22 protein-coding genes are annotated in these 22468 nt (G+C 71.8%); 19 read left to right on the top strand and 3 right to left on the bottom strand.

Going from position 1 to position 22468, the window contains the following annotated elements; all coding sequences use genetic code 11:
- Positions 1–13 precede the first annotated feature (13 nt).
- From ACG04R_RS15065 to ACG04R_RS15035, 7 genes are all read left to right on the top strand, one after another.
- Positions 14–1258 carry a DUF1501 domain-containing protein gene (locus ACG04R_RS15065; RefSeq protein WP_394412007.1) on the top strand — a complete coding sequence of 415 codons (1245 nt, stop codon included), beginning with the start codon at positions 14–16 and terminating at the stop codon, positions 1256–1258.
- A 512-nt stretch (positions 1259–1770) separates the two neighbouring features.
- Positions 1771–3102: an NRAMP family divalent metal transporter gene (locus ACG04R_RS15060; protein WP_394412004.1), complete on the top strand. Its 1332-nt coding sequence runs from the start codon at positions 1771–1773 to the stop codon at positions 3100–3102.
- A 105-nt stretch (positions 3103–3207) separates the two neighbouring features.
- On the top strand, positions 3208–4485 hold the full coding sequence (locus tag ACG04R_RS15055) for an efflux RND transporter periplasmic adaptor subunit (protein WP_394412001.1): 1278 nt from the start codon (positions 3208–3210) through the stop codon (positions 4483–4485).
- Positions 4486–4502: 17 nt separating this feature from the next.
- On the top strand, positions 4503–5186 hold the full coding sequence (locus ACG04R_RS15050; protein WP_394411998.1) for an ABC transporter ATP-binding protein: 684 nt from the start codon (positions 4503–4505) through the stop codon (positions 5184–5186).
- Positions 5183–6460, top strand: a complete 1278-nt coding sequence (locus tag ACG04R_RS15045) for a TolC family outer membrane protein (protein WP_394411995.1) — start codon at positions 5183–5185, stop codon at positions 6458–6460. Before ACG04R_RS15050 ends, ACG04R_RS15045 begins: the two co-directional genes overlap by 4 nt.
- A complete protein-coding gene (locus tag ACG04R_RS15040) occupies positions 6460–7767 on the top strand; it encodes an ABC transporter permease (RefSeq protein ID WP_394411992.1) in 1308 nt (435 codons plus the stop codon). The genes ACG04R_RS15045 and ACG04R_RS15040 overlap by 1 nt, the downstream gene beginning before the upstream one ends.
- Positions 7767–8990, top strand: a complete 1224-nt coding sequence (locus ACG04R_RS15035) for an ABC transporter permease (protein ID WP_394411989.1) — start codon at positions 7767–7769, stop codon at positions 8988–8990. Before ACG04R_RS15040 ends, ACG04R_RS15035 begins: the two co-directional genes overlap by 1 nt.
- Before the next feature lie 7 nt (positions 8991–8997).
- Here ACG04R_RS15035 and ACG04R_RS15030 read toward each other — a convergent pair whose 3' ends face one another.
- The 3 genes from ACG04R_RS15030 to ACG04R_RS15020 are packed head-to-tail and all read right to left on the bottom strand — an operon-like array spanning position 8998 to position 10814.
- A complete protein-coding gene (locus tag ACG04R_RS15030) occupies positions 8998–9825 on the bottom strand; it encodes a DUF6279 family lipoprotein (protein ID WP_394411986.1) in 828 nt (275 codons plus the stop codon).
- 42 nt (positions 9826–9867) lie between these two features.
- On the bottom strand, positions 9868–10338 hold the full coding sequence (locus ACG04R_RS15025) for a BON domain-containing protein (RefSeq protein WP_394411983.1): 471 nt from the start codon (positions 10336–10338) through the stop codon (positions 9868–9870).
- The gene (locus tag ACG04R_RS15020; protein ID WP_394411980.1) at positions 10335–10814 is read right to left on the bottom strand and encodes a DUF6265 family protein; all 480 of its coding nucleotides are present in this window, start codon (positions 10812–10814) and stop codon (positions 10335–10337) included. Before ACG04R_RS15020 ends, ACG04R_RS15025 begins: the two co-directional genes overlap by 4 nt.
- 68 nt (positions 10815–10882) lie before the next feature.
- Here ACG04R_RS15020 and ACG04R_RS15015 point away from each other — a divergent pair, with 68 nt between their 5' ends.
- The 12 genes from ACG04R_RS15015 to glcF all read left to right on the top strand — a co-directional run bounded on the left by ACG04R_RS15015 (position 10883) and on the right by glcF (position 22451).
- A complete protein-coding gene (locus ACG04R_RS15015; protein WP_394411977.1) occupies positions 10883–11371 on the top strand; it encodes a retropepsin-like aspartic protease family protein in 489 nt (162 codons plus the stop codon).
- A complete protein-coding gene (locus ACG04R_RS15010) occupies positions 11368–12288 on the top strand; it encodes a TraB/GumN family protein (RefSeq protein ID WP_394411974.1) in 921 nt (306 codons plus the stop codon). The genes ACG04R_RS15015 and ACG04R_RS15010 overlap by 4 nt, the downstream gene beginning before the upstream one ends.
- Positions 12289–12314: 26 nt before the next feature.
- Positions 12315–13040 carry a PhaM family polyhydroxyalkanoate granule multifunctional regulatory protein gene (locus tag ACG04R_RS15005; protein ID WP_394411971.1) on the top strand — a complete coding sequence of 242 codons (726 nt, stop codon included), beginning with the start codon at positions 12315–12317 and terminating at the stop codon, positions 13038–13040.
- A gap of 24 nt (positions 13041–13064) precedes the next feature.
- A complete protein-coding gene (locus ACG04R_RS15000) occupies positions 13065–13925 on the top strand; it encodes a substrate-binding periplasmic protein (RefSeq protein ID WP_394411968.1) in 861 nt (286 codons plus the stop codon).
- A 41-nt stretch (positions 13926–13966) separates the two neighbouring features.
- On the top strand, positions 13967–14848 hold the full coding sequence (locus tag ACG04R_RS14995) for a LysR substrate-binding domain-containing protein (RefSeq protein WP_394411965.1): 882 nt from the start codon (positions 13967–13969) through the stop codon (positions 14846–14848).
- 272 nt (positions 14849–15120) lie between these two features.
- Complete coding sequence (locus tag ACG04R_RS14990; protein ID WP_394411962.1) at positions 15121–16779, top strand: L-lactate permease; 1659 nt, start codon at positions 15121–15123, stop codon at positions 16777–16779.
- A gap of 46 nt (positions 16780–16825) precedes the next feature.
- Positions 16826–18319, top strand: coding sequence for an FAD-linked oxidase C-terminal domain-containing protein (locus ACG04R_RS14985; protein WP_394411958.1), 1494 nt, complete (start codon positions 16826–16828; stop codon positions 18317–18319).
- Positions 18316–19386, top strand: a complete 1071-nt coding sequence (gene glcE / locus ACG04R_RS14980) for a glycolate oxidase subunit GlcE (protein WP_394411955.1) — start codon at positions 18316–18318, stop codon at positions 19384–19386. The genes ACG04R_RS14985 and glcE overlap by 4 nt, the downstream gene beginning before the upstream one ends.
- Positions 19373–20035, top strand: coding sequence for a class I SAM-dependent methyltransferase (locus tag ACG04R_RS14975; protein WP_394411952.1), 663 nt, complete (start codon positions 19373–19375; stop codon positions 20033–20035). Before glcE ends, ACG04R_RS14975 begins: the two co-directional genes overlap by 14 nt.
- A gap of 2 nt (positions 20036–20037) precedes the next feature.
- Positions 20038–20388, top strand: a complete 351-nt coding sequence (locus ACG04R_RS14970) for a CidA/LrgA family protein (RefSeq protein WP_394411949.1) — start codon at positions 20038–20040, stop codon at positions 20386–20388.
- Positions 20389–20471: 83 nt separating this feature from the next.
- On the top strand, positions 20472–21188 hold the full coding sequence (locus ACG04R_RS14965; protein ID WP_394411946.1) for an LrgB family protein: 717 nt from the start codon (positions 20472–20474) through the stop codon (positions 21186–21188).
- A 6-nt stretch (positions 21189–21194) separates the two neighbouring features.
- Positions 21195–22451 (top strand): glycolate oxidase subunit GlcF, encoded by a 1257-nt coding sequence (gene glcF / locus ACG04R_RS14960; RefSeq protein WP_394411943.1) that lies wholly within the window; start codon positions 21195–21197, stop codon positions 22449–22451.
- Positions 22452–22468: the final 17 nt, after the last annotated feature.

Below are 22468 nucleotides of genomic sequence, written 5' to 3'. Positions count from 1 at the left end.
CGCGGGGCTGACCATGCTCCGCCGTCAACTGCTCCACTTCGGCGCCTTCACGCTGGGCGGCCTGCCCGTGTCGCTGGTGCGTGCCGAAGGCGCCAGCCAGAAGAAGCTCGTCGTCGTCATGCTGCGCGGCGCGGTGGACGGCCTGTCGGTCGTCGCGCCGTACGGCGAGCGCGAGTACGCCGCCAGCCGCCCGCAGATCGGGCTGCCGCCCCCCGGGGCGGACGACGGCCTCATCAAGCTGAACTCGCTGTTCGGCCTGCACCCGTCCTTGAGCCCGCTCAAGCGCCACTGGGACGGCGGCCAGCTCGCCTTCGTGCACGCCAGCGGCTCGCCCGACCCGACGCGCTCGCACTTCGACGCGCAGGACTATTTCGAATCCGGCACGCCCGGCCGCAAGTCCACACCCGACGGCTGGATGAACCGGCTGCTGACCGCCCTGCCCGGCGAGCCGGCGCCTACGCGTGCCATCAGCCAGGGCAGCACGCCGCCACGCATCTTTGCCGGCACCGCCAGCGTCGCCAGCCTGGGCCTGGGCCCCGATGCGATGCGCCGCCGCGCCATTGACGACCCCAAGATGCAGGCCGGCCTGGCCAAGCTCTACGCCAACGACGCCCAGCTCAGCAGCACGCTGCACGAGACCACCGAAGGCCGCGGCGAAATGGCACGCAGCATGGCCTCGGGCATGGGCGGCGACGGCGGCAAGTCCATGGACCCGAGCGCCGACGCCGGCGCGCCGTCTGCCCGCAGCTTCGCCGCCGACGCGCGCCGCCTCGGCACGCTGATCCGCAAGGACCCACACACCCAGCTCGCCTTCACCGCCGTGGGCGGCTGGGACACGCACGTCAACCAGGGCGCGGCGCGCGGCCAGCTCGCCAACCGCCTGGCCAGCCTGGGCGAAGGCCTGGACGCGCTCGCCACGGGCCTGGGCGACACCTACAAAGACACCGTCGTCGTCGTCGTCAGCGAATTCGGTCGCACGCTGCGCCAGAACGGCAACGGCGGCACCGACCACGGTCGCGGCAACGTGATGTGGCTGCTGGGCGGCCCGGTGGCCGGCGGCCAGGTGCTGGGCGACTGGCCCGGCCTGGACCACAGCGCGCTGGCCGACGGCCGTGACCTCGCCGTGGCGACCGACTTCCGCCAGGTGCTGGCCCCCGTGCTGCAGCGCCACCTGGGCCTGTCGGAAACCGCACTGGCGACAGTGTTTCCACAAGCCCCGCAAAGTTGGCGTTATGCGGACAAGCTGATGCGCGCCTGACGCCGTGCTGACCCACCGCAGGGAGATGGACATGACACGAATTCCGTTCTCATCGTTCGGCCTGTGCCTGACGGTCGCCGTGCTGGCGTACTGCTTCCTCGTCGCCACCGGCACCGTTTGACGGTTGAGGCCCGCTCCCCAAGCGGGCCGGCTTGGGGGGCCCGGCGCTCGGCCCCGAATACGCTGGCTTGCAGCCAGGTTTCAGCGCTCGATTTCTGCTGGCCTGTGCGCACCTGCCCGCCGACAATCACCACTCCTTCACTGACGGCATTGCCATGAACCCAGCACCTAGTTGCTGGCCTTCGCCGTCCAGTCAGCAGCCCTCGGCCACGCGCTGAAACGGCTGCGCACCGGGCGGTGGGGGCAGACACCCACCACCCGGGACCCGCGAGTCAACCCAGGCGGCATCGGCCGCCAGGCCCTCCCCCGGCACCTTCGTGACCTCGCGGCGCTCCAGGCGCGCCGCCCATGTCCGCCGTGCACGCGCCGCGCCCGGCGGCGGGGAGATTCCCGTGCAACAACTGCTCCAACGCAACCCCTTCCTGGCCCGGGCCGCCGAGACCGCCCGCGGCCGGCTGGCCGACACCCGTGACCTGGCCCAGCGCCTGGGCCCCGGCCTCATCACCGGCGCCGCCGACGACGACCCGAGCGGCATTGCCACCTACTCGCAGGCCGGCTCGCAGTTCCGCTTCGGGCTGGTCTGGACGCTGCTGCTGACGACGCCGCTGATGATCGGCATCCAGATGCTGTCGGCCCGCATCGGCTGGGTCACCGGCCAGGGGCTGGCGGCCAACATCGCCAAGGTCTGCCCGCGCTGGCTGACGCTGACGCTCGTGACACTGCTGGTCGTGGCCAACACCATCAACATCGCGGCCGACATCGGCGCCATGGCCGAGGCCGCGCGCCTGCTGGCCGGCGGCCCGCGCGTGCCCTTCATCGTCGGCTTCGGCGCCGTCTGCGTGCTGGGCCAGGTGTTCTTCTCGTACGAGCGCTCGGTGCGCGTGCTGAAGTGGCTGACGCTGGCGCTGTTCTCTTACGTCGCCGTCGTCATGGTCGTGCACGTACCCTGGCGCCAGGCCACGGCCGAGTCACTACAGCCCTGGGCCTTCCTGCCCGAAGGCACCCATCTCAGCGACTACGCCAGCATGGTCGTCGCCGTGCTGGGCACAACGATCAGCCCCTACCTGTTCTTCTGGCAGGCCTCGCAGGAGGTGGAGGAGTTGCAGAGCCGCCCGCACAGCGCCGCCGAACGCCTGGCGCCCGCCCAGGCCGGCGCGCACCTGAAGCGCATCCGGCTGGACACCTGGGTCGGCATGTCCTTCTCCAACCTTGTCGCGCTGTGCATCGTGCTGGCGACGGCCGTGACGCTGAACCTGAACGGCATCACCAACATCCAGACCTCCGGCGAGGCCGCCGAGGCGCTGCGCCCGGTGGCCGGCGAGTTCGCGTTCGCCGTGTTCGCGCTGGGCATCATCGGCACGGGCCTGCTGGCGGTGCCGGTGCTGGCGGGCTCGGCGGCCTACGCGGTCAGCGAGGTGTTCGGCTGGAAGGCGAGCCTGGCCCACGGCTTCCACGAGGCGCGCGGCTTCTACGCCATCATCATCGCCGCCACCGCCATCGGCGCGCTGATGAGCGTGTTCGAGCTGGACCCGATCAAGGCGCTGGTCTGGAGCGCCATCGTCAACGGCGTCATCTCCGTGCCCATCATGGCCGCGATGCTGTGGATCGGCCAGTCGCGCCGCGTCATGGGCGCGCTGACGATGTCGGGATCGCATCGCGTGCTGGGCTGGGCGGCGACGGGGATCATGGCCGTCGCGGTGGTGGTGATGTTGCTGACGGCCTGAGGCCGCCCGGACTGTCCGGACACTGTCCGCGGACACCGTCCGCGGCGCCAAGTGACTGATTCATAACGCCCACCCCGCTGGCACATGGCTTGCAAAACAGCAGCCATGAACTCTCGCTTCCGCGACACCTCCGAGCAGGACCGCCCCCTCGCTTCCCGCGCCCACCGCTGGCCCTGGCTGCTGGCTGGCGGTGCCGTCACCGTCGCCTTGCTGTTACTGGCCGCCGGGGGGCGCATCCGCCAGGCGCTGTCGGCCGACGCCGCCTTCAGCGTCTCCCGCCTCAGCATCGCCACGGTCGACGTCGGGCCGCTGACGCGTGACGTGGCCGGCGAGGGCCGTGTCGTCGCCGCGCAGAGCCCCACGCTGTTCGCGCAGGGCGCCGGCACGGCGACGCTGGCCGTCAAGGCCGGCGACCCGGTGAAGAAGGGCCAGGTGCTGGCCACCATCGACTCGCCGGAGCTGACCAACCGCCTCGCGCAGGAACGCAGCAACGTTGACGCGCTGCGCGCCGACCTGGCGCGCGCCGAGGTCGAGGCACGCCAGCAGGCCGCCGCGCTGCAGAGCGCCTACGAGAACGCCCGCATCGACCAGCAGACCGCGCAGAACGACCTGGCCCGCCAGACGCAGGCCTTCGAGGCCGGCGCCACGGCGCGCATGCAGGTGGAGCGTGCACAGGACACGCTGGCCAAGGCCAGGCTGGCGCTGGACCAGGCCCGCGACCTGCGTGGCCTGAAGACCGACAGCCTCAAGCTCGACGTGCAGGCCAAGCAGAGCGCGCTGGCGCGCCAGCAGCTGCTGGTGGCGGATCTGGAGCGCCAGGTCGGCGAGCTGAACGTGCGCTCGCCGGTGGACGGCCAGGTGGGCCAGCTCTTCATCGCCGACCGCACCAACGTCGCCCGCGACGCCAAGCTGCTGTCGGTCATCGACCTGTCGGCGCTGGAGGTGCAGATGCAGGTGGCCGAGAGCTTCGCCCGCGAGCTGCAGCCGGGCATGCCGGGCGAGATCAGCGGCAACGGCCAACGCTGGGCCGGCCAGGTCAGCTCGGTGTCGCCCGAGGTCGTCAACGGTGAGGTCAGCGCGCGGCTGCGCTTCGCCGGCCCTCAGCCCGAGCAGCTGCGCCAGAACCAGCGCCTGTCGGTGCGCGTGCTGCTGGACAAGCGCGACAAGGTGCTGGGCGTCGCGCGCGGCAGCTTCGTCGACGAGAGCGGCGGCAGCTATGCCTACGTCGTGCGCGGCGGCACGGCCGAGAAGGTCGCCGTCAAGCTCGGCGCGCGCTCGCTGGAACGCGTCGAGGTGCTGTCGGGCCTGTCGGCCGGCGACCGCGTCGTCATCTCCGGGTCGGACAACTTCAAGGGCGCGGACCGCGTGCTCATCGCTGATTAAGCCAAGGGAAGAGAACCATGCTCCAGATGGAAAAACTGCAGAAGGTCTACCGCACCGAGATGGTCGAGACCTACGCGCTGCGCGACTTCAACCTGACCGTCAACGAGGGCGAGTTCGTCGCCGTGACCGGCCCGTCCGGCTCCGGCAAGACGACCTTCCTGACCATCGCCGGCCTGCTGGAAGCCTTCAGCGCCGGCACCTACAAGCTGGACGGCATCGACGTCAGCCGCATGGGCGACGGCGAGCGCTCGCGCATCCGCAACCAGAAGATCGGGTTCATCTTCCAGGCCTTCAACCTGATCCCCGACCTCAACGTGCTCGACAACATCGAGGTGCCGCTGCGCTACCGCGGCTTCGGCGCGGCCGAGCGCCGCAAGCGCGCTGCCGAGGCATTGGCGCGCGTGGGCCTGTCGGCCCGTGGCAAGCACTACCCGGCGGAGCTGTCAGGCGGCCAGCAGCAACGCGTGGCCATCGCCCGGGCGCTGGCCGGCGAGCCGCGCCTGCTGCTCGCCGACGAGCCCACCGGCAACCTCGACAGCACGATGGCGCGCAGCGTCATGGAGCTGCTGGAAGAACTGCACCGCGACGGCGCCACCATCGTCATGGTCACGCACGACCCGCAGCTGGCTGCGCGCGCGCAGCGCAACGTGCATGTCATCGACGGGCAGGTCGTCGACCTCACTGCGGAGTTGGCAGCTTGAAGACTGTCCAGCTCCTGTTGCTGTCCGTGCTGTGCACGGCGGCGACAGCCCACGCCGACGACCTGCTGCAGGTCTGGGCCCAGGCCCGCGCGGCCGATCCGGTGCTGCGCCAGGCCGCCGCGCTCAGCGGCGCACAGGAGGCGGCGTCCCGCGAGGCCCGTGCCGCGCTGCTGCCCCAGTGGCAGCTGCAGCGCAGCGAGCTGCACGAGACCGGCGGCACGCGCTGGAACACCACCACCAGCAGCATCAGCCAGCCCCTCATCGACCTCGCCGCGCTGCGCCAGTGGGACGCCAGTCGCAGCGACGCGTCGGCCCAGGCCGCCCGCCTCGTCGCGGCCGAGCAGGCGGCGCGCCAGCGTGTCGCCACGGCCTACTTCGGCCTGCTGTCGGCGCAGGCGCAGCTGGCCACGGCGCGCGCCAACGAGGACGCCTTCGCCCGCCAGGTCAGCGAGGCCGAGACGCGCTTCAAGGCCGGCCTGTCGGCCCAGGTCGAGGCCGACCAGTCGCGCGCCTACCGCGAACTGGCCCGCACCGGCACGCTGGCCGCCGAGGCCGCCGTGGCCGACGCGCGCGAAGCGCTGGCCCAGCTGACCGGCAGCACCCCGCCCACGCTGCAGCCGCTGGGCAAGACGCTCGCCGCCCAGCCGCTGCCCGACGACGCCGAGGCCTGGGCACAGCGCGCGCTGCAGGCCAACCCCGAGCTGCGCGCGCTGCAGCTGGACGTGCAGGCCAGCGAGCAACGCATCACCGCCGCCCGCGCCGGCCATCTGCCCACGCTCAGCCTGGGGCTGGACACGACGCGCCAGCGCGGCGACGGCGTGTCGGCCTTCGACGCCAGCCGCACGCCCACGCAGGTCGCGCTGCGGTTGACGGTGCCGCTGTTCGCCGGCGGCGCCACGGCCGCCGCGGCCGACCGCGCCGGCTTCCAGCGCGCCGCCGCTCAGGAGCAGCTCGAAGCCGGCCGCCGCGCCGTGCTGCGCGAGGTGCGCGCCGAGCATCTGGCCGTCAGCCAGGGCGCCGCGCAGCTGCAGGCCACGCAGGCCGCCGTCGAGGCCGCCGAACGCGCGCTGGAAGCCACGCGCACCGGCCTCGCGCTGGGCACACGCAGCACCACCGACCTGCTGCTGGCCATCCAGACGCTGGCCGGCGCGCAGAACGCGCAGACCAACGCGCGCCACCGCCATGTGCTGGCGCTGCTGGCGCTGCACCAGGCCGCCGGCTCGCTGGGCGACGCCGAGCTGGCCGCCGTCAACGCTCTTCTCGAAAGCCGCTGATGTTTCTTCACTACCTCGAACTTGCCGCCCGCAGCGCCCGCGCCTCCAAGGGCCTGAGTGCGCTGATGGTGCTGGCCCTCGCGCTGGGCATCGGCGCCTGCATGACGACGCTGACGGTCTACCACGTGCTGTCCGGCGACCCCATTCCGGCCAAGAGCGCGCGGCTGTTCAACGTGCAGCTGGATGCCGGCGACCTCGTTGGCTGGAAGGCCGGCGGCGAGCCCACCTTCGACCTGACCCGCTTCGACGCCACCGCGCTGCTGCGCGAGAAGAAGGCCATGCGCCAGGTCATGTCCAGTGGCTTCAATACCTCGGTGTCGCTGCCCGACGCCCAGATCAAGCCGATCTTCTCCAGCGTGCGCATGACGTCGGCGGACTTCTTCGCGATGTTCGACGCACCGTGGCTGCACGGCGGGGGCTGGAACGCTGCCGACGACGAGGGCGAAGCCCGCGTGGCCGTGATCTCGTCGTCGCTCAACGACAAGCTGTTCGGCGGCGCCAACAGCGTGGGCCGCGAGGTCATCGTGCGCGGCCAGCCGCTGCGCATCATCGGCGTGCTCAAACCCTGGAAGGTGCTGCCGCACTTCTGGGACCTGACGCTGGGCAGCTACACCGAGACCGAGGACTTCTACCTGCCGTTCTCGACCGCCATGGCACTCAAGTCGGGCCACTGGGGCAACATGGATTGCTGGGGCAAGGGCGCCAACGGCGGCAGCTCGCTGGACTTGAACGCCAGCTGCTCCTGGGTCCAGTACTGGGTCGAGTTCGCCAGGCCCGAAGACGCCGCGGCCTATCGCGACTACCTCGTCGCTTACTCCGAAGCCCAGCGCAAGGCCGGCCGCTTCGAGCGCCCGACCAACGTGCGGCTGCGCAGCGTGATGGACTGGCTGGGCGCGCAGAAGGTGCTGCCCGCCGACGTGCGGCTGCAGACCTGGCTGGCCTTCGGTTTCCTGGCCGTCTGCGTCGTCAACATGGTGGGCCTGCTGCTGGCCAAGACGCTGCGCCGCAGCGGCGAGATCGGCGTGCGCCGCGCGCTCGGCGCGACACGCGGCGACATCTTCAGGCAGTTCGTCGTCGAGGCCGGCTTGCTGGGCGTGGCCGGCGCGCTGCTGGGCCTGCTGTTCGCCCAGGGCGGCCTGTGGCTGGTGCGCCAGAGCCCCAACGACTACGCGCGCCTGGCCAGCCTGGATGCCAGCATGCTGGCGCTGACGCTGGGCCTCGCGCTGCTGGCCAGCCTGCTGGCCGGGCTGCTGCCGGCCTGGCGTGCGGCGCTCATCCCCCCGGCCGTTCAACTCAAGGTGCAGTGATGCTGACCGACCTGTTGCCCATTCTTTCCACGCTGCGTCGTCACCGCATCGCAGCCGGCCTCATCGTGCTGGAGGTGGCGCTGTCCTGCGCCATCGTCACGAACGCGCTGCACCTGATCCAGACCCGCGTCGAGGCGCTCGGTGCCGACACCGGCCTGGCCGAGTCCGAGCTGGCCGTGCTGACGCTGCGCGGCAGCCGCCCGCTGCCGCCCGAGCGCGCCGGCGGTGTCGTGGCCGAGGACCTGGCGCGGCTGCGCGCGCTGCCCGGCATCAAGGCCGCCACGGTCGCGAACCAGATCGTCTTCGGCAACAACAGCAACAACAGCGGCGTCTCGCTGGAGCCGGACAGCAAGGGCCTGCGCGTCAGCGCGGCGCAGTACACCGCCGACGAGCAGTTGCTGCCGACCTTCGGTCTCAAGCTGCTCGAAGGCCGCAACTTCGCGGCCGACGAGGTGCTGGACGGCTTCGAGGCCTTCAACACGCCCGACCCCAAGATCGGCCAGCTCATCGTCAACAAGGTGATGGCCGACCGGCTCTTCCCCGGTCAGTCCGCGGTCGGCAAGACGGTCTACATCTTCGGCAGCTCACCGTCGACCATCGTCGGCGTCGTCGACACGCTGACGCACACGCAGATGCACCGTGCGCGCGGCGACGGCGCGGGCGCCGCGATGATCCTGCCGCTGCGTGGCGGCGGTGCATACGTGATCCGCGCGGAGCCCGGCCGGCTCGACGCGCAGATCAAGGCCGCTACCGCGGCGCTGGAGGAAACCGACAAGAGCCGCGTCGTCACGCAGGCACGCCCGCTGACCGAGATGCGCCGCGAGTTCTTCGCCCAGGACCGCGCCATGGCCTGGCTGATGGGCGGCGTCTGCGTGGCGCTGCTGCTCGTCACGGCGATGGGCATCGTGGGCCTGGCCAGCTTCTGGGTGCAGCAGCGCACGCGCATGATCGGCACGCGCCGCGCGCTGGGTGCCACCCAGGGCCAGATCCGCCGCTACTTCCAGCTCGAGAACCTGCTGCTAACGACCACCGGCATCCTCATCGGCACGGCCGGCGCCGTCGCGCTGAGCCAGCTGCTGATGCAGAGCTACGAGGTGCCGCGCCTGCCCTGGATCTACCTGCCGGCCGGCGCTGCGTCGCTGTGGCTGCTGGGCCAGGTGGCCGTGTGGGTGCCGGCACGGCGCGCGGCGCGGCTGTCGCCGGTGGCGGCCCTGCGCAGCTAGCGCCCGTTCAGCCGCCGGCCTGCAGCTTGCGCAGGTCGTCGCTCCAGTCGGCCCAGTGCTTGCGGACATGGGCGCGCTGCTCGGCGTTCAGGCCGTTGAACAGCCTGAGCACGCTGGCGATGATCTCTTCGCGATAGCCCTGCTCCGCGGGCAGCGGCAGCAGGGTCTGCATGAACAGCGCCGTGCCGGCCGCCTGCTCCTGGCGCGACCAGGCCCGCAAGGCCTCCACCACGTGGGCCTGGCGCGTGGCACGGCCCTGGGCCATGGCGGCCAGGTCGAAGTGCCAGGCCTGGGCGTCGGCGCGGGCCTGCTTCAGCGGGGCGCGGTCGAGGTCGCCCAGCCAGCGCTCCAGGTTGCTGGTGTAGCGCTTGGCGCGCTCGCCCGGGCCGCCGCGGCCCGAGTTCCGCTCACGCCAGTCGGCGCTCTTCTCGTCCAGCGTCTTCTGCAGGTGCTGCCACTGCTCGGGTCGCAAACTGGCAAGCAGCGGCCCGGCCAGCGGGGCGGCGTGCTGCAGGCTGCGCTCGGCGCTGGCACGCGCACCACGCTCCAGTGCCAACAGCTCGTCCCGCGTGACGCCGTTGTCCAGCGCCGCGGTGGCCTGGCTCAGCAGCGCCTGCAGTTGCGGCAGCTCCTCGCGGCGGTGCCAGGCCTGCCAGGCCTGCAGCTGCTCCTTCAGCCGGGCGCGCTGACTGCTGTCCAGGTCCAGGTAGCTATCGACCCACCAGCCGGCCAGGAAAGGCAGCTGCTGGTAGGCCAGTGTGAGGCTGGAGCAGCCGACCAACGCCAGCAGCAGGGCCAGCGAGGCGACGGTGGCAAGACGCTTCAGCAGGGGCATGGCACATCATGGCCCAGAGTCCAAGGCCGATGCAGGCACGGGTCAATCCATGCGCCGGTACGGCACGGCGCCGTCGGGGCCGACCCGCACCAGGGCCACGGCCTGCAGCACGTTCGGCGCCCCGCGGGCCACTGCCTCCAGCTGCGGCCCCTGCGCGGCGCTGGCCACGCAGCCTTCCAGGTAGACGATGCGGCCCTGCACGGTCATCCACAGGCTGCTCGGCCGCAGCGCGGGCGCCTCCTTGAACCGCTCGCGCAACGCGGCAGCGATGCCGGCATCGAAGCGGTAGGCATTGGGCTCGCTGCACTGGCCGGCCAGCCAGCAGCTGGTGCCGCGCTCGGCACGGTGGTGGGCCTGCACGCGGGCCTCGGCGGCGGTGATGCGCGGGCCGCGCGGCTCGGGGCAGCCGGCGATGTCGGTGGACAGGACCTCGAAGGGGTCGTCGAAGCGGTTCAGCCGCTGCTCGTCGGCGCTGCCGGACAGCAGCAGCGCGACGAGCAGCAAGGGCTTCACGGGCAGGCCGTGCGCTGCAGCGTGAAGTCCACGCCCAGCTCCTTGCCGTTCAGCGTGCCCTCGATGCGGGCGGCCAGGCGGTCGGGCGCGGTGAGGCGGTAGATGACCCGCTGCGGGAAGCCGTGGGCCGGGTTCTCGAACACCGCCTCGGGCTGCTTGGGGTCAGGCTGGCGCGCCAGCTTGAACTCGGTGGGCGGGCGGCCCTGGGGCTGGTCGACGTAGACCAGCCGGCCATCGGTACCGGGGCGGATGTGCATGAACTCGTAGTCGACGACGCGGCCGCCCTTCAACGTGCGGGCCATGCCCATCATCAGGCCGCCGGCGGGCGCCATCCACTGCTCGACCGAGCCGGCGTCGCGGCCCTGCTCGGCCCAGCAACCGGCCATCCAGGCGACGGGTGCCAGCGGGTCAGTCTGGGCCTGCACCTGCGCAAACGGCAGACAGGCGGCGATCAGGAGGGTGGACTTCAGCTTCATGGGCCGGATTCTGTCCCCCGCGGTTATCGTTGATGTCCGCGCAAACCCTTGTCCTCCCTACTGTCGAGATGTCACAGAAGGACCTGCCCCACACCGCCAAGCTGATGACCATCTGGCTGCTGATCGGCCTCGTCATCTTCCTCGGCATCAAGGCCTGGGAGCACGAGCGCGAGGCCAGCCGCTTCCGGCTTGCTGGCGACATGGTCGTACTGACACGCGCGCCCGACGGCCACTTCCACTGGCCCGGGCGGGTAGGCGACGTGGAGGTGGACTTCCTCGTCGACACCGGCGCCACATCCACCGCGCTGCCGCAGGCGCTGGCCGAGCGCGCGGGACTGAAGCCGCTGGGCCCCATCCAGACGCACACGGCGGGCGGCACGGCCAGCGGCTTCGCGGCGCGGGCCGACGTGACGCTGCAGGGTGGGGTGCGCGCCGACCGGCTGCCGGTGGCCGTGCTGCCCGACCTCGCCTCGCCGCTGCTGGGCATGGACGTGCTCGGGCGCCTGCACTTCTCGCAAAAGCCCGGCGAACTCCGCATCGAGCCGAAGAAAGAATGATCCGCACCCTGCTCCTGACCGTATCGCTCGCGCTGGGCGCCGGCACTGCCCGCGCGACCTGCCCGCCCGCCCCCGCCCAGCCCGGCGCCGACCAGGCCGCGGCCTGGGCCGCCAGGGCGCCCGACCGCGGCCCGCTGTGGCGCATCAGCCGCGATGGCCACAGCAGCTATCTGTTCGGCAGCCTGCACGTCGGCAAGGCCGACTGGGCCTACCCCGGCCCGGCGCTGCGCCAGGCCTGGGGCGAGACCGAGGTGCTGGCCGTCGAGCTGGACCCGGCAGACGTCGGCCCCGCGCTGGCCGCCATGCCGCCGCCCGAGCCGCTGCCGGCCCCGCTGGCCAGGCGCATGGAGGCCCAGGCCGCCGCGGCCTGCCTGCCGCCTGCGGCGCTGGCGCGCTTCCCGGTCATGCTGCAGATCAGCACGCTGATGCTGTTCGAGTCGCGCCGCGACGGCTTCGACGCCGGCTTCGGCCAGGACCTGATGCTGCTGGCCTGGGCCAAGCGTGACGGCAGGCCGGTGCAGTCGCTCGAAAGCCTGGAGGAGCAGCTGGCCGCGCTGGAACCCACGGCGGCCGAACTGCCCATCGTCGTCGACGGCTCGCTCAAGCAGCTGCAGAAGGGCCAGGTGCGGGCGCCACTGCGCAAGATGGCCGATGCCTGGGCGCGCGCCGACATGAAGACGCTGGCCGACTATCCGCGCTGGTGCGCCTGCGTCGACACGCCGGACGAGCGCGCGTGGTTCAAGCGCGTCAACGACGACCGCAACGTGCAGCTGGCCGAGCGCATCGGCCAGCTGCACGGCGCCGGCCAGCGGCTGCTCGTCGCGGTGGGGGCGCTGCACATGAGCGGTCCCCAGGCGCTGCCGACGCTGCTGGCCAGGCAGGGTTTCACCGTCGAAGCGGTGCATCTCGCGAAGTAGCATCGCGCAAAGACTAGGAGACGCCGATGAGCGACAACGCCTTCACCAAATTCGTGCCGGGATTCGACTTCCTGCAAGGCCTGGTCAAGAACGCCGGTTCGGCGCTGCCGGGCATCGGCCAGTGGGTGGCGCCCACGCTCAACCCCGAGGAGCTGGCCAAGCGCATCGAGGAGCTGCGCACCGTGCAGTTCTGGCTGGAGCAGAACGCGCGCATGCTGGCTGCCACCATCCAGGCCCTGGAGGTGCAGCGCATGACGCTGTCGACGCTGCAGACGATGAACGTGCCGCTGGCGCAGCTGCGCGACAGCCTCAAGCTGCCCGAGGCGCCGGCCTGGCCAGCCATGCCGCCCGAGGTTGCCGCGGCGGCCGCGCCGGTGGCCCAGGCCGCGGCGAAGGCAGCCGTGAAGACGGCGGCCAAGGTCGCGACGAAGACGGCGAAGAAGGCCGCCGAGGCCGGCGCCGCCAACCCGGCCGCCGTCGTGGACCCGACGCAATGGTGGACGGCGCTGAGCCAGCAGTTCACGCAGCTGGCCACCTCGGCCATGAAGGACACCGCGACCGACGCCGCCAAGAACCTGGCCGGCACGCTGGTCAAGCAGAGCTTCGACGCCGCCAGCGACACGCTCAAGCGCGCGGCCGGCATGCCCGGTGCGATGGTGGGCGGCGTCGCCAAGACCCTGGCCGGCAGCCCGCCGGCAGCCGGCTCCCCGCCCGCCCGCAAGCGCCCGGCGGCACCCCGGCGCAAGGCCTGAGGCGACTCCCCGGCCGACGCTCCCATGAGACGGCGGCACCTGCTCTCACTGCTGGCGGTCGGTGCCAGCCCGGATGCCCGGCCCGGCACCGCGGCCTCCCAGGTCGTCTACCCGCTGCATGACCAGAGCGGCTTGACGCAGTGGCGTTATCACGAGGAGCTGCTGCGCCAGGCGCTGCGACGCAGCGGCGCGGCCTACGAGATCGCCGAGTCCACCGCGCCCATGACCCAGGCACGTGTGCTGCGTGAGCTGGCCAACGGCGCGGGCAGCCTGGACCTGGCCTGGACGATGACCAGCATCGAGCGCGAGGCGCTGCTGAAGCCCGTGCGCGTGCCGGTGGAGCGTGGCCTGATCGGCTTCCGGCTGGCCTTCGTGCGCCCCGAACACGTGGACCGCTGGAAGGCGCTGCGCAGCGTGCAGGAACTGCGCCGCTACGTGGCCGGCCAGGGCATGGACTGGCCCGACACCGAGATCCTGCGCGCCAACGGCCTGCCCGTGCAGGGCGTGCCCCGTCACACGACGCTGTTCGAGATGCTGAGGATGGGCCGCATCGACTACTTTCCCCGCTCCGCCTTCGAGATCGACGGCGAGGTCGAGAGCGGCATGGCCCAGGGCCTCGTCATCGAGCCGCATGTGCTGCTGCGCTACCCGGCCGCCTCCTACCTGTTCGTGCGGCGCGGCCGCGAGCAGCTGGCTGCCGACCTGCAGCGCGGGCTGGATGCCATGGTCGCCGACGGCAGTTTCGTGCGTCTGTTCCAGCAGCACTTCGGCGACCTGATCCGGCGCCACCGGCTGCGCCAGCGCACGCAGATCGTGCTGAACAACCCCCTGCTGCCGCCCGAGACGCCGCTGCACAAGCCCGGCTACTGGTTCGTCCTCGATTGAACCGACGGCGCCGGCCGGCGCTGGACTAGAGTCCAGCCACCATGGCCCCGCCCCGCATCCCGCCCATCCAGTGCCTGCAGGCCTTCGAGGCCGTGGCGCGGCTGCGCAGCGTCAGCGGCGCGGCGGAGGAACTGGCCGTCACGCCCAGCGCCGTCAGCCACCGCATCCGGCAGCTGGAGTCGCAGCTGGGCTTCAAGCTGTTCGGGCGCGACTTCACGCTCGCCGAGGAAGCCCGCGCCTACCTGCCGTCGGTGCGCCAGGGGCTGGCCGCGCTGCAGAAGATCCCCGGCGCCGACGGCGTGCGCTCGCAGGGCGCGCGGCTGCGGCTGGCCGTCACGCCGACGTTCTCGCGCCAGATCCTGCTGCCGCGGCTGGCGCTGTTCCGCCACGCCAACCCGGAGGTGGAGCTGGTCATGCAGGTGGCCATCCCGCTGGCCGATGTGAAGTCAGAAGACGCCGACCTGGAAATCCGCTTCGGCAGCGGCGAGTACCCGGGGCTGGAAAGCCGCCGCGTGCTGACCGACGACCTCAGCCCCGTCTGCAGCCCCGACTACCTGCACGAGCACGGCCCGTTCGAGGGCTTCGACAACGAGGCCGACTTCCGCCGCGTGCACCTGATCCGCAGCCCGCTGGCGCCGTGGGGGAGCTGGTTCGAGGCCCACGGCCTGCCGCTGGACGAGCCGCGCGGCGGCGCGCAGTTCAACGACCTGGGCCTGGTGCTGGACGCCGCGGCCGCCGGTTTCGGCGTCGCGCTGATGCGCATGAAGCTGGGCGCGTCGTGGCTGGAGTCCGGCCGGCTGGTGCGGCTGTCGCCGCGCACGGTGCCGTCGGGCTTCCATCACTACATCTGCTGGAAGCCCGGCACGCTGGAGCGCTGGGAATGCGCGGCCTTCGTCGAATGGCTGACGCGCGCGCTGGCGTGAAGTTGCCCCTCGCCCGGCATCGCGCCGCTGAACGCGGGCGAGTCCGGTCGGTCCCCCGAGGGGACGGCGATGCTCACGGCGTTGAGCCGCTCGCACATCGCCAGACGGGCCGGCTTGGGGCGGCCCGGCGCTCGGCCCCCAAGGGGCAACCCTGTGCCTGTCTTCGGGCCTGAAATTTCTTCACGCCACAGCGCAAGAGGATTCACGCCACCCCAAGGCCTGCACACCCACCATCGCGCCCCAGTTCAAGCACTAACAAACTGGAGACGACCATGGTCTGGCAACAGGTCTACAACCCTTTCGACAACATGCTGCTCAGCACGCTGGTGGCCGCCGTCCCGGTGGTGGTCATGCTGCTGGGCCTGGGCGTGTTCCACCTCAAGGCCCACGTGGCCGCCGCGGCCGGACTGGCCAGCGCCTTCCTGATCGCGGTGTTCGCCTTCGGCATGCCGGCCGGCATGGCGGGGCGCGCGGCGCTGCTGGGCGGCCTCACCGGCCTGCTGCCCATCGGCTGGATCGTGCTGAACATCATCTTCCTGCACCAGCTGACCGAGAAGAACGGCAGCTTCCAGGTGCTGCAGGACTCCATCGCCGGCATCACCGAGGACCGCCGGCTGCAGCTGCTGCTGATCGCGTTCGCGTTCGGCGCTTTCTTCGAGGGCGCGGCCGGCTTCGGCACGCCGGTGGCCGTCACGGCGGCCATCCTCATCGGCCTCGGGTTCTCGCCGCTTGCGGCGTCTGGCCTGTCGCTGATCGCCAACACGGCGCCGGTGGCCTACGGGGCGCTCGGCACGCCGGTCATCACGCTGGCCAAGGTGCACGGCTACGACCTGATGGCGGTGTCCGGCATGATCGGCCGCCAGCTGCCGTTCTTCTCGCTGCTGGTGCCGTTCTGGCTGATCTGGGCCTTCGCCGGCCGCAAGGCGATGTGGGAGATCTGGCCGGCCATCCTCGTCACGGGCCTGTCGTTCGCCATCCCGCAGTACCTCGTCAGCAACTTCATCGGCCCGGAGCTGGTGGACGTCATCGCGGCGATGTGCGCGATGGTGGCGCTGGTGGCCTTCCTGCGCGTCTGGCAGCCGCGGCGTGTGTGGACGTCGGTATCGCTGAAGAACCATGAGCAGGACGGTGGCGAGGCCAAACCCGCCCGCCGGCCCGCCGTGCACGCGCGCGCCGCCGTCGTGAAGGCCTGGACGCCCTGGGTCATCCTGACGGTGTTCGTGTTCGTCTGGGGCCTGCCCGCCACCAAGACGGCGCTGAACGGCCTCTTCGCGCCCAAGTTCACCATCGACGGCCTGCACAAGCTGGTCGAGAAGGTCGCGCCCGTCGTGCCCAAGCCCACGGCCGAGGCGGCGGAATACGTGTTCGGCCTGTTGTCGGCCACCGGCACGGGCATCCTGCTGGCGGCCGTCGTCGGCGGGCTGATCATGGGCTACCGCTTCGGCGGGCTGGTGAAGTGCTTTGGCCAGACCGTGTGGCTGGTGCGCACCTCGCTGCTGACCATCGTGCTGATGCTGGCGCTGGGCACGCTGACGCGCTTCAGCGGCCTGGACACGACGCTGGGCCTGGCCTTCGCCAACACCGGTGTGCTCTACCCCTTCTTCGGCACGCTGATGGGCTGGCTGGGCGTGGCCATGACGGGCTCCGACACCGCCAGCAACGTGCTGTTCGGCGGCATGCAGAAGGTGGCGGCCGAGCAGCTGGGGCTCAACCCCAACCTGATGGGCGCGGCCAACAGTTCGGGCGGCGTGATGGGCAAGATGATCGACGCGCAGTCCATCGTCGTCGCGTCCACCGCCACGCGCTGGCAGAACGGCGAGGGCCCCATCCTGCGCTACGTGTTCTTCCACTCCATCGCGCTGGCCTGCCTGGTGGGCATGTTCATCACGCTGCAGGCCTATGTGCCACCGTTCAGCTGGCTCGTCCACTGACCGGGCTACAGTTGGCCGCCACCGGCCCTTGACCTGAACGGCAGCGATGAACGCCCCCCTTCGAGACCCCGGCCTGGACCGCCAGGCCCGCCTGCAGCAGCTGGTGGCGGCCCTGGCGCCCGTGTTGCCCGCCCATGCGCTGCTGTACCAGGCCGAGCAGACCACGCCCTACGAGTGTGACGGCCTGACCGCCTACCGCCAGCGCCCGCTGGCCGTGGCGCTGCCCGAGACCGAAGCCCAGGTCGGCGCCGTGCTGAAGGCCTGCCACCGGCTGGGTGTGCCCGTCGTCGCGCGCGGCGCCGGCACGGGCCTGTCCGGCGGCGCGATGCCGCACGAGGCCGGCCTCACGCTGGCGCTGGCGAAGTTCAACAAGATCCTGGCCGTCGACAAGCTGGCCCGAACCGCGCGCGTGCAGTGCGGCGTGCGCAACCTCGCCATCTCCGAGGCCGCCGCGCCGCACGGGCTGTACTACGCGCCCGACCCCAGCAGCCAGATCGCCTGCACCATCGGCGGCAACATCGCCGAGAACAGCGGCGGCGTGCACTGCCTGAAGTACGGCCTGACGCTGCACAACGTGCAGCGCGTGCGCGGCTTCACCGTCGAGGGCGAGCCGGTCGAGTTCGGCAGCGAGGCGCTGGACGCCCCGGGGCTGGACCTGCTGGCGCTGGTCGTCGGCAGCGAGGGCATGCTGGCCGTCGTCACCGAGGTCACCGTCAAGCTCGTGCCCAAGCCGCAGCTGGCCCGCTGCGTGATGGCCAGCTTCGACGACGTGCGCAAGGCCGGCGACGCGGTGGCGGCCATCATCGCGGCCGGCATCATTCCGGCCGGCCTGGAGATGATGGACAAGCCGATGACGGCAGCGGTGGAGGACTTCGTGCACGCCGGCTACGACCTGACGGCCGAGGCCATCCTGCTGTGCGAGAGCGACGGCACGCCCGAGGAGGTGGCCGAGGAGATCGAGCGCATGGAGGCCGTGCTGCAGGCCGCCGGCGCGACGCGCTGCCAGGTCAGCGCCGACGAGGCCCAGCGCCTGAAGTTCTGGAGCGGCCGCAAGAACGCCTTCCCGGCGAGCGGCCGCATCAGCCCCGACTACATGTGCATGGACTCCACCATCCCGCGCAAGCACCTGGCCACCATCCTGCTGGACATCCAGCAGATGGAGAAGAAGTACGGCCTGCGCTGCGCCAACGTCTTCCACGCGGGCGACGGCAACCTGCACCCGCTGATCCTGTTCGACGCCAACGACCCCGACCAGCTGCATCGCTGCGAGCTGTTCGGCGCCGAGATCCTGGAGCGCAGCGTGGCGCTGGGCGGCACGGTGACGGGCGAGCACGGCGTGGGCGTGGAGAAGCTGAACTCGATGTGCGTGCAGTTCAGCCCCGAGGAGCGCGAGCAGATGCTGCACCTCAAGGCCGCGTTCGACCCGGCTGGCACGCTGAACCCCGGCAAGCAGATTCCGACGCTGAACCGTTGCGCCGAGTACGGCCGCATGCACGTCAGGCGCGGGCTGTTGGCCTTTCCTGAGCTGGAGCGGTTTTGAACCTGGCCGACCTACAAGCGCAGATCCGCGACGCGCGCACCCCGCTGCGCATCACCGGCCACGGCAGCAAGGATTTCTATGGCGAGGCGCCGGCCGGCGAGCCGCTGTCCACGCTGGCGCTGAACGGCGTTACCGCCTACGAGCCCAGCGAGCTGTTCGTCAGCGTGCTGGCCGGCACGCCGGTGTTCGACGTCGAGGCGCTGCTCGCGCAGAACCGCCAGCGCTTCGCGTTCGAGCCGCCGCGCTTCGGTGGCAAGGGCACGGTGGGTGGCATGGTGGCCGCCGGGCTGTCCGGCCCCGCCCGCGCGGCGCTGGGCTCGGTGCGCGACCATCTGCTGGGCGCCGTGCTCATCAACGGCCGTGGCGAGCTGCTGAGCTTCGGCGGTACGGTCATGAAGAACGTGGCGGGCTTCGACGTCAGCCGCGTGCTGGCCGGCGCCATGGGCCAGCTCGGGCTGATCACCGAGGTCACGCTGAAGGTGATGCCGCTGCCGGCCGCCGTCGCGACGCTGCGCTTCGAGTTCGACCAGCCCGCCGCGCTGGCGGCACTGAACCGCTGGGGCGGCGAGCCGCTGCCCATCGAGGCCAGCGCCTGGTGGGACGGCGCGCTGCTGCTGCGCCTGGCCGGAGCCCGGGCCGCCGTCGACGCGGCTTGCGCCAGGCTGGGCGGCGACGTCATCCCCGACGAGATGGCCGGCGCGTTCTGGCTGGGCCTGCGCGACCACGCCGACGAGTTCTTCCTCGGCGCCGAGCGCGCGGTGGCCGGCGGCGCCAGGCTGTGGCGGCTGAGCCTGCCCAGCACGGCGCCCGAGCTGAAGCTGCACGGCGAGCAGCTGATCGAGTGGGGCGGCGCGCAGCGCTGGGTCGTCACGCCGATGGAGCCGGCCGCCGTGCGCGAGGCCGCTGCCGCCGTGGGCGGGCATGCGACGCTGTTCCGCGCGCTGGACAAGTCGCCCGGGGCCTTCGCGCCGCTGTCGGCCCCGCTCGCGGCCATCCACCGGCGCCTGAAGGCGAGCTTCGACCCGCACGGCGTCTTCAACCCGGGCCGGCTGTATGCAGACCTCTGACAACGTCGAGCAGGCCATGCCGCGCTACTACGCGCAGCGGGCGGCCGAATACGAGCGCGTGTTCGACAAGCCGCACCGCCAGGCCGACATCGCCACGCTGAAGGCCTGGCTGCGCGGCCAGTTCGCCGGCCGCCACGTGCTGGAAGTGGCCACCGGCACCGGATTCTGGCTGCCCGAGGCGACGGCAGACGCGGCCTCGTGGCTGGGCACGGACCTGAACGCCGAGGTGCTGGCCATCGCCCGGCTCAAGCCGCTGGACTTCACGCGCGTCGGCTTCGAGCTGGCCAATGCCTATGCACTGGGCGACACGCTGCGCGGGCGCCGCTTCGACGCGGCCTTCGCCGGCCTGTGGTTCTCGCACGTGCCCATGTCGCGCCGCGAGGCCTGGCTGCGCGGGCTGCATGCGCAGCTGAGCCGCGGCGCGCGCGTCGTGCTCATGGACAACCGCTACGTCGACGGCGACAGCACGCCCGTCACCCGCTTCGACGCCGAGGGCAACGGCTTCCAGCGCCGGCAGCTGTCGGATGGCAGCGAGCACGAGGTGCTGAAGAACTTCCCCACGGCCGACGAGTTCGCCGCGCTGCTGGGCGGCCGGCCGTTCGAGTTCCGCGAGCTCGGCTACTTCTGGACGCTGGTCTACGAGGTCTGAGCATGGCGCTGCTGCGTGGACTGACCCTGCTGCTGATCGCCCAGGCCCTGGGCGAGGCCCTCGTGCGGCTGACGCATGCGCCGCTGCCCGGCCCCGTGCTGGGCCTGCTGCTGATGCTGGCCGCGCTGCGCTGGGCGCCGCTGCGCGAGACGGTGCAGCCGGCCGCCGAGGGGCTGCTGGGCCACCTGTCGCTGCTGTTCGTGCCGGTGGGCGTGGGCGTGATGACGCACCTGCACCTCGTCGGCGAATTCGGCGGCCGGCTGCTGGTCGTGGTGGTGGTGTCCACCGGCCTGGGCCTGGCCGTCACGGCCTGGGTGCTGCGGGCATTCCTGGCCCGCGAGACGAGGGGCTGACATGCTGAAGCCCCCACGCTCACTTCGTTCACAGCCCCCCGAGGGGGCGCGTCAGCGCCTTCGGGCGGCCGGGCGGCGCTGACATGCAGGACTTCGTCCAGCTCTGGGTCTACCTCAGCGCCACGCCGCTGTTCGGGCTGACGGTCACGCTGGCCGTCTACGTGATGGCCCACGCCGCCTATGTGCGCCTGGGCCACGCGGCCTGGGCCAACCCGGTGCCATGGAGCGTGGCCACGCTGGCTGTACTGCTGCTGGCCAGCGGCACGCCCTACCCGACCTATTTCTCCGGCGCGCAGTTCATCCACTTCCTGCTGGGGCCGGCCGTCGTGGCCATGGCCTGGCCGCTGTGGCAGCGGCGCGAGGAACTGCGACGGCGCTGGGGCGCCATCCTGGTAGCGGCGCTGGCCGGCGGCGCCACGGCCTCGCTGAGCGCGGTGGCCCTCGGCTGGGCGCTGGGGCTGCCGCGGGACCTCGTCGCGTCGCTGGCCACCAAGTCGGTCACCGCGCCGGTGGCCATGGGCATCGCCGAGAAGATCGGCGGCATCCCCGCGCTGGCCGCCGTGTTCGCCGTGCTGACCGGCATGATCGGCGCGGTGGGCGGCAAATACCTTTTCGACCTCATCGGCGTGAAGCCCATGGTGGCCCGCGGCTTCGCGCTGGGCACCTGCGCCCACGGCCTGGGCGCGGCGCGCGCGCTGCAGGTGGACGCCGACGCCGGCGCCTACGCCAGCCTGGCGCTGGGCGTGCAGGTGGTGCTGGCCTCGCTGCTGATGCCGCTGATCTTCAAGTTCCTGTTCTAGCTCGCCATGCAAACCCAGCTCGCTCCCGAATTCGCCGGCACGCCGGAAGGCACCGAGGCCGAGGCCATCCTGCGGCGCTGCGTGCACTGCGGCTTCTGCACGGCCACCTGCCCGACCTACCAGCTGCTGGGCGACGAGCTCGACGGCCCGCGCGGCCGCATCTACCTGATCAAGCAGGTGCTGGAAGGCGCCGAGCCGACGCGCGAGACGCAGCTGCATCTGGACCGCTGCCTGACCTGCCGCAACTGCGAGACGACCTGCCCGTCGGGCGTCGAATACGGCCACCTCGTCGACATCGGCCGGCGCGTCGTCGACGCCAAGGTCGAGCGCCCCGCCGCAGAGCGCCGCACGCGCTGGCTGCTGAAGGAGGGGCTGACGTCGCCGCTGTTCAAGCCGGCGATGAAGCTGGGCCAGGTGTTCCGGCCGCTGGTGCCGGCCTCGCTGAAGGACAAGGTGCCGGCCAAGCCGCCTGCCACCGCGCACGACTGGCCCACGCGCCAGCTCAACCGCAAGGTGCTGCTGCTGCTGGGCTGCGTGCAGCCGGCCATGGCGCCCAACATCAACAGCGCAACGGCGCGCGTGCTGGACGCGGCCGGTATCCAGAGCGTCGTGGCCGACGGTGCCGGCTGCTGCGGCGCGATCCGCGAGCACCTGGGCGACCACGAGGCCGCCCTGGACGACATGCGCCGCAACATCGACGCCTGGTGGCCGCTGGTGGCCGGGCCGGGCGAGCGCGTGGAGGCCATCGTCATGAACGCGTCGGGCTGCGGCGTGACGGTCAAGGACTACGGCCACGCGCTCAGCGCCGACCCCGCCTATGCCGACAAGGCCCGCCGCATCAGCGAGGTGACCAAGGACCTGAGCGAGCTGCTGCCCGAGCTGGTGCCGGCGCTCAAGGGCCGCTTGCACCGCACGGGCAAGGCTGCCGGGGCGACGCGGCTGGCCTTTCACCCGCCCTGCACGCTGCAGCACGGGCAGAAGCTCAAGGGCGGCGTCGAGGCGTCGCTGCGCGAGCTGGGCTTCGTCGCCGACTGCGCGCCCACCGACAGCCACCTGTGCTGCGGCTCGGCCGGCACTTACTCCGTGCTGCAACCCGCGCTGTCCAAGCAGCTGCGCGACCGCAAGCTCGCGGCGCTGGCGCCACTGCAGGCCGACCAGATCGTGTCGGCCAACATCGGCTGCATCCAGCACCTGCAAAGCGGCACGACCCAGCCGGTGCGGCACTGGGTGGAGGTGCTGGACGACGCGCTGAGGGGCGTCTAGCGCGCCAGACAAGCCCC

The organism is Pelomonas candidula, assembly GCF_043555985.1.
GTDB lineage: Bacteria > Pseudomonadota > Gammaproteobacteria > Burkholderiales > Burkholderiaceae_C > Pelomonas > Pelomonas candidula.
This window is presented reverse-complemented; position numbering and strand designations above follow the sequence as displayed.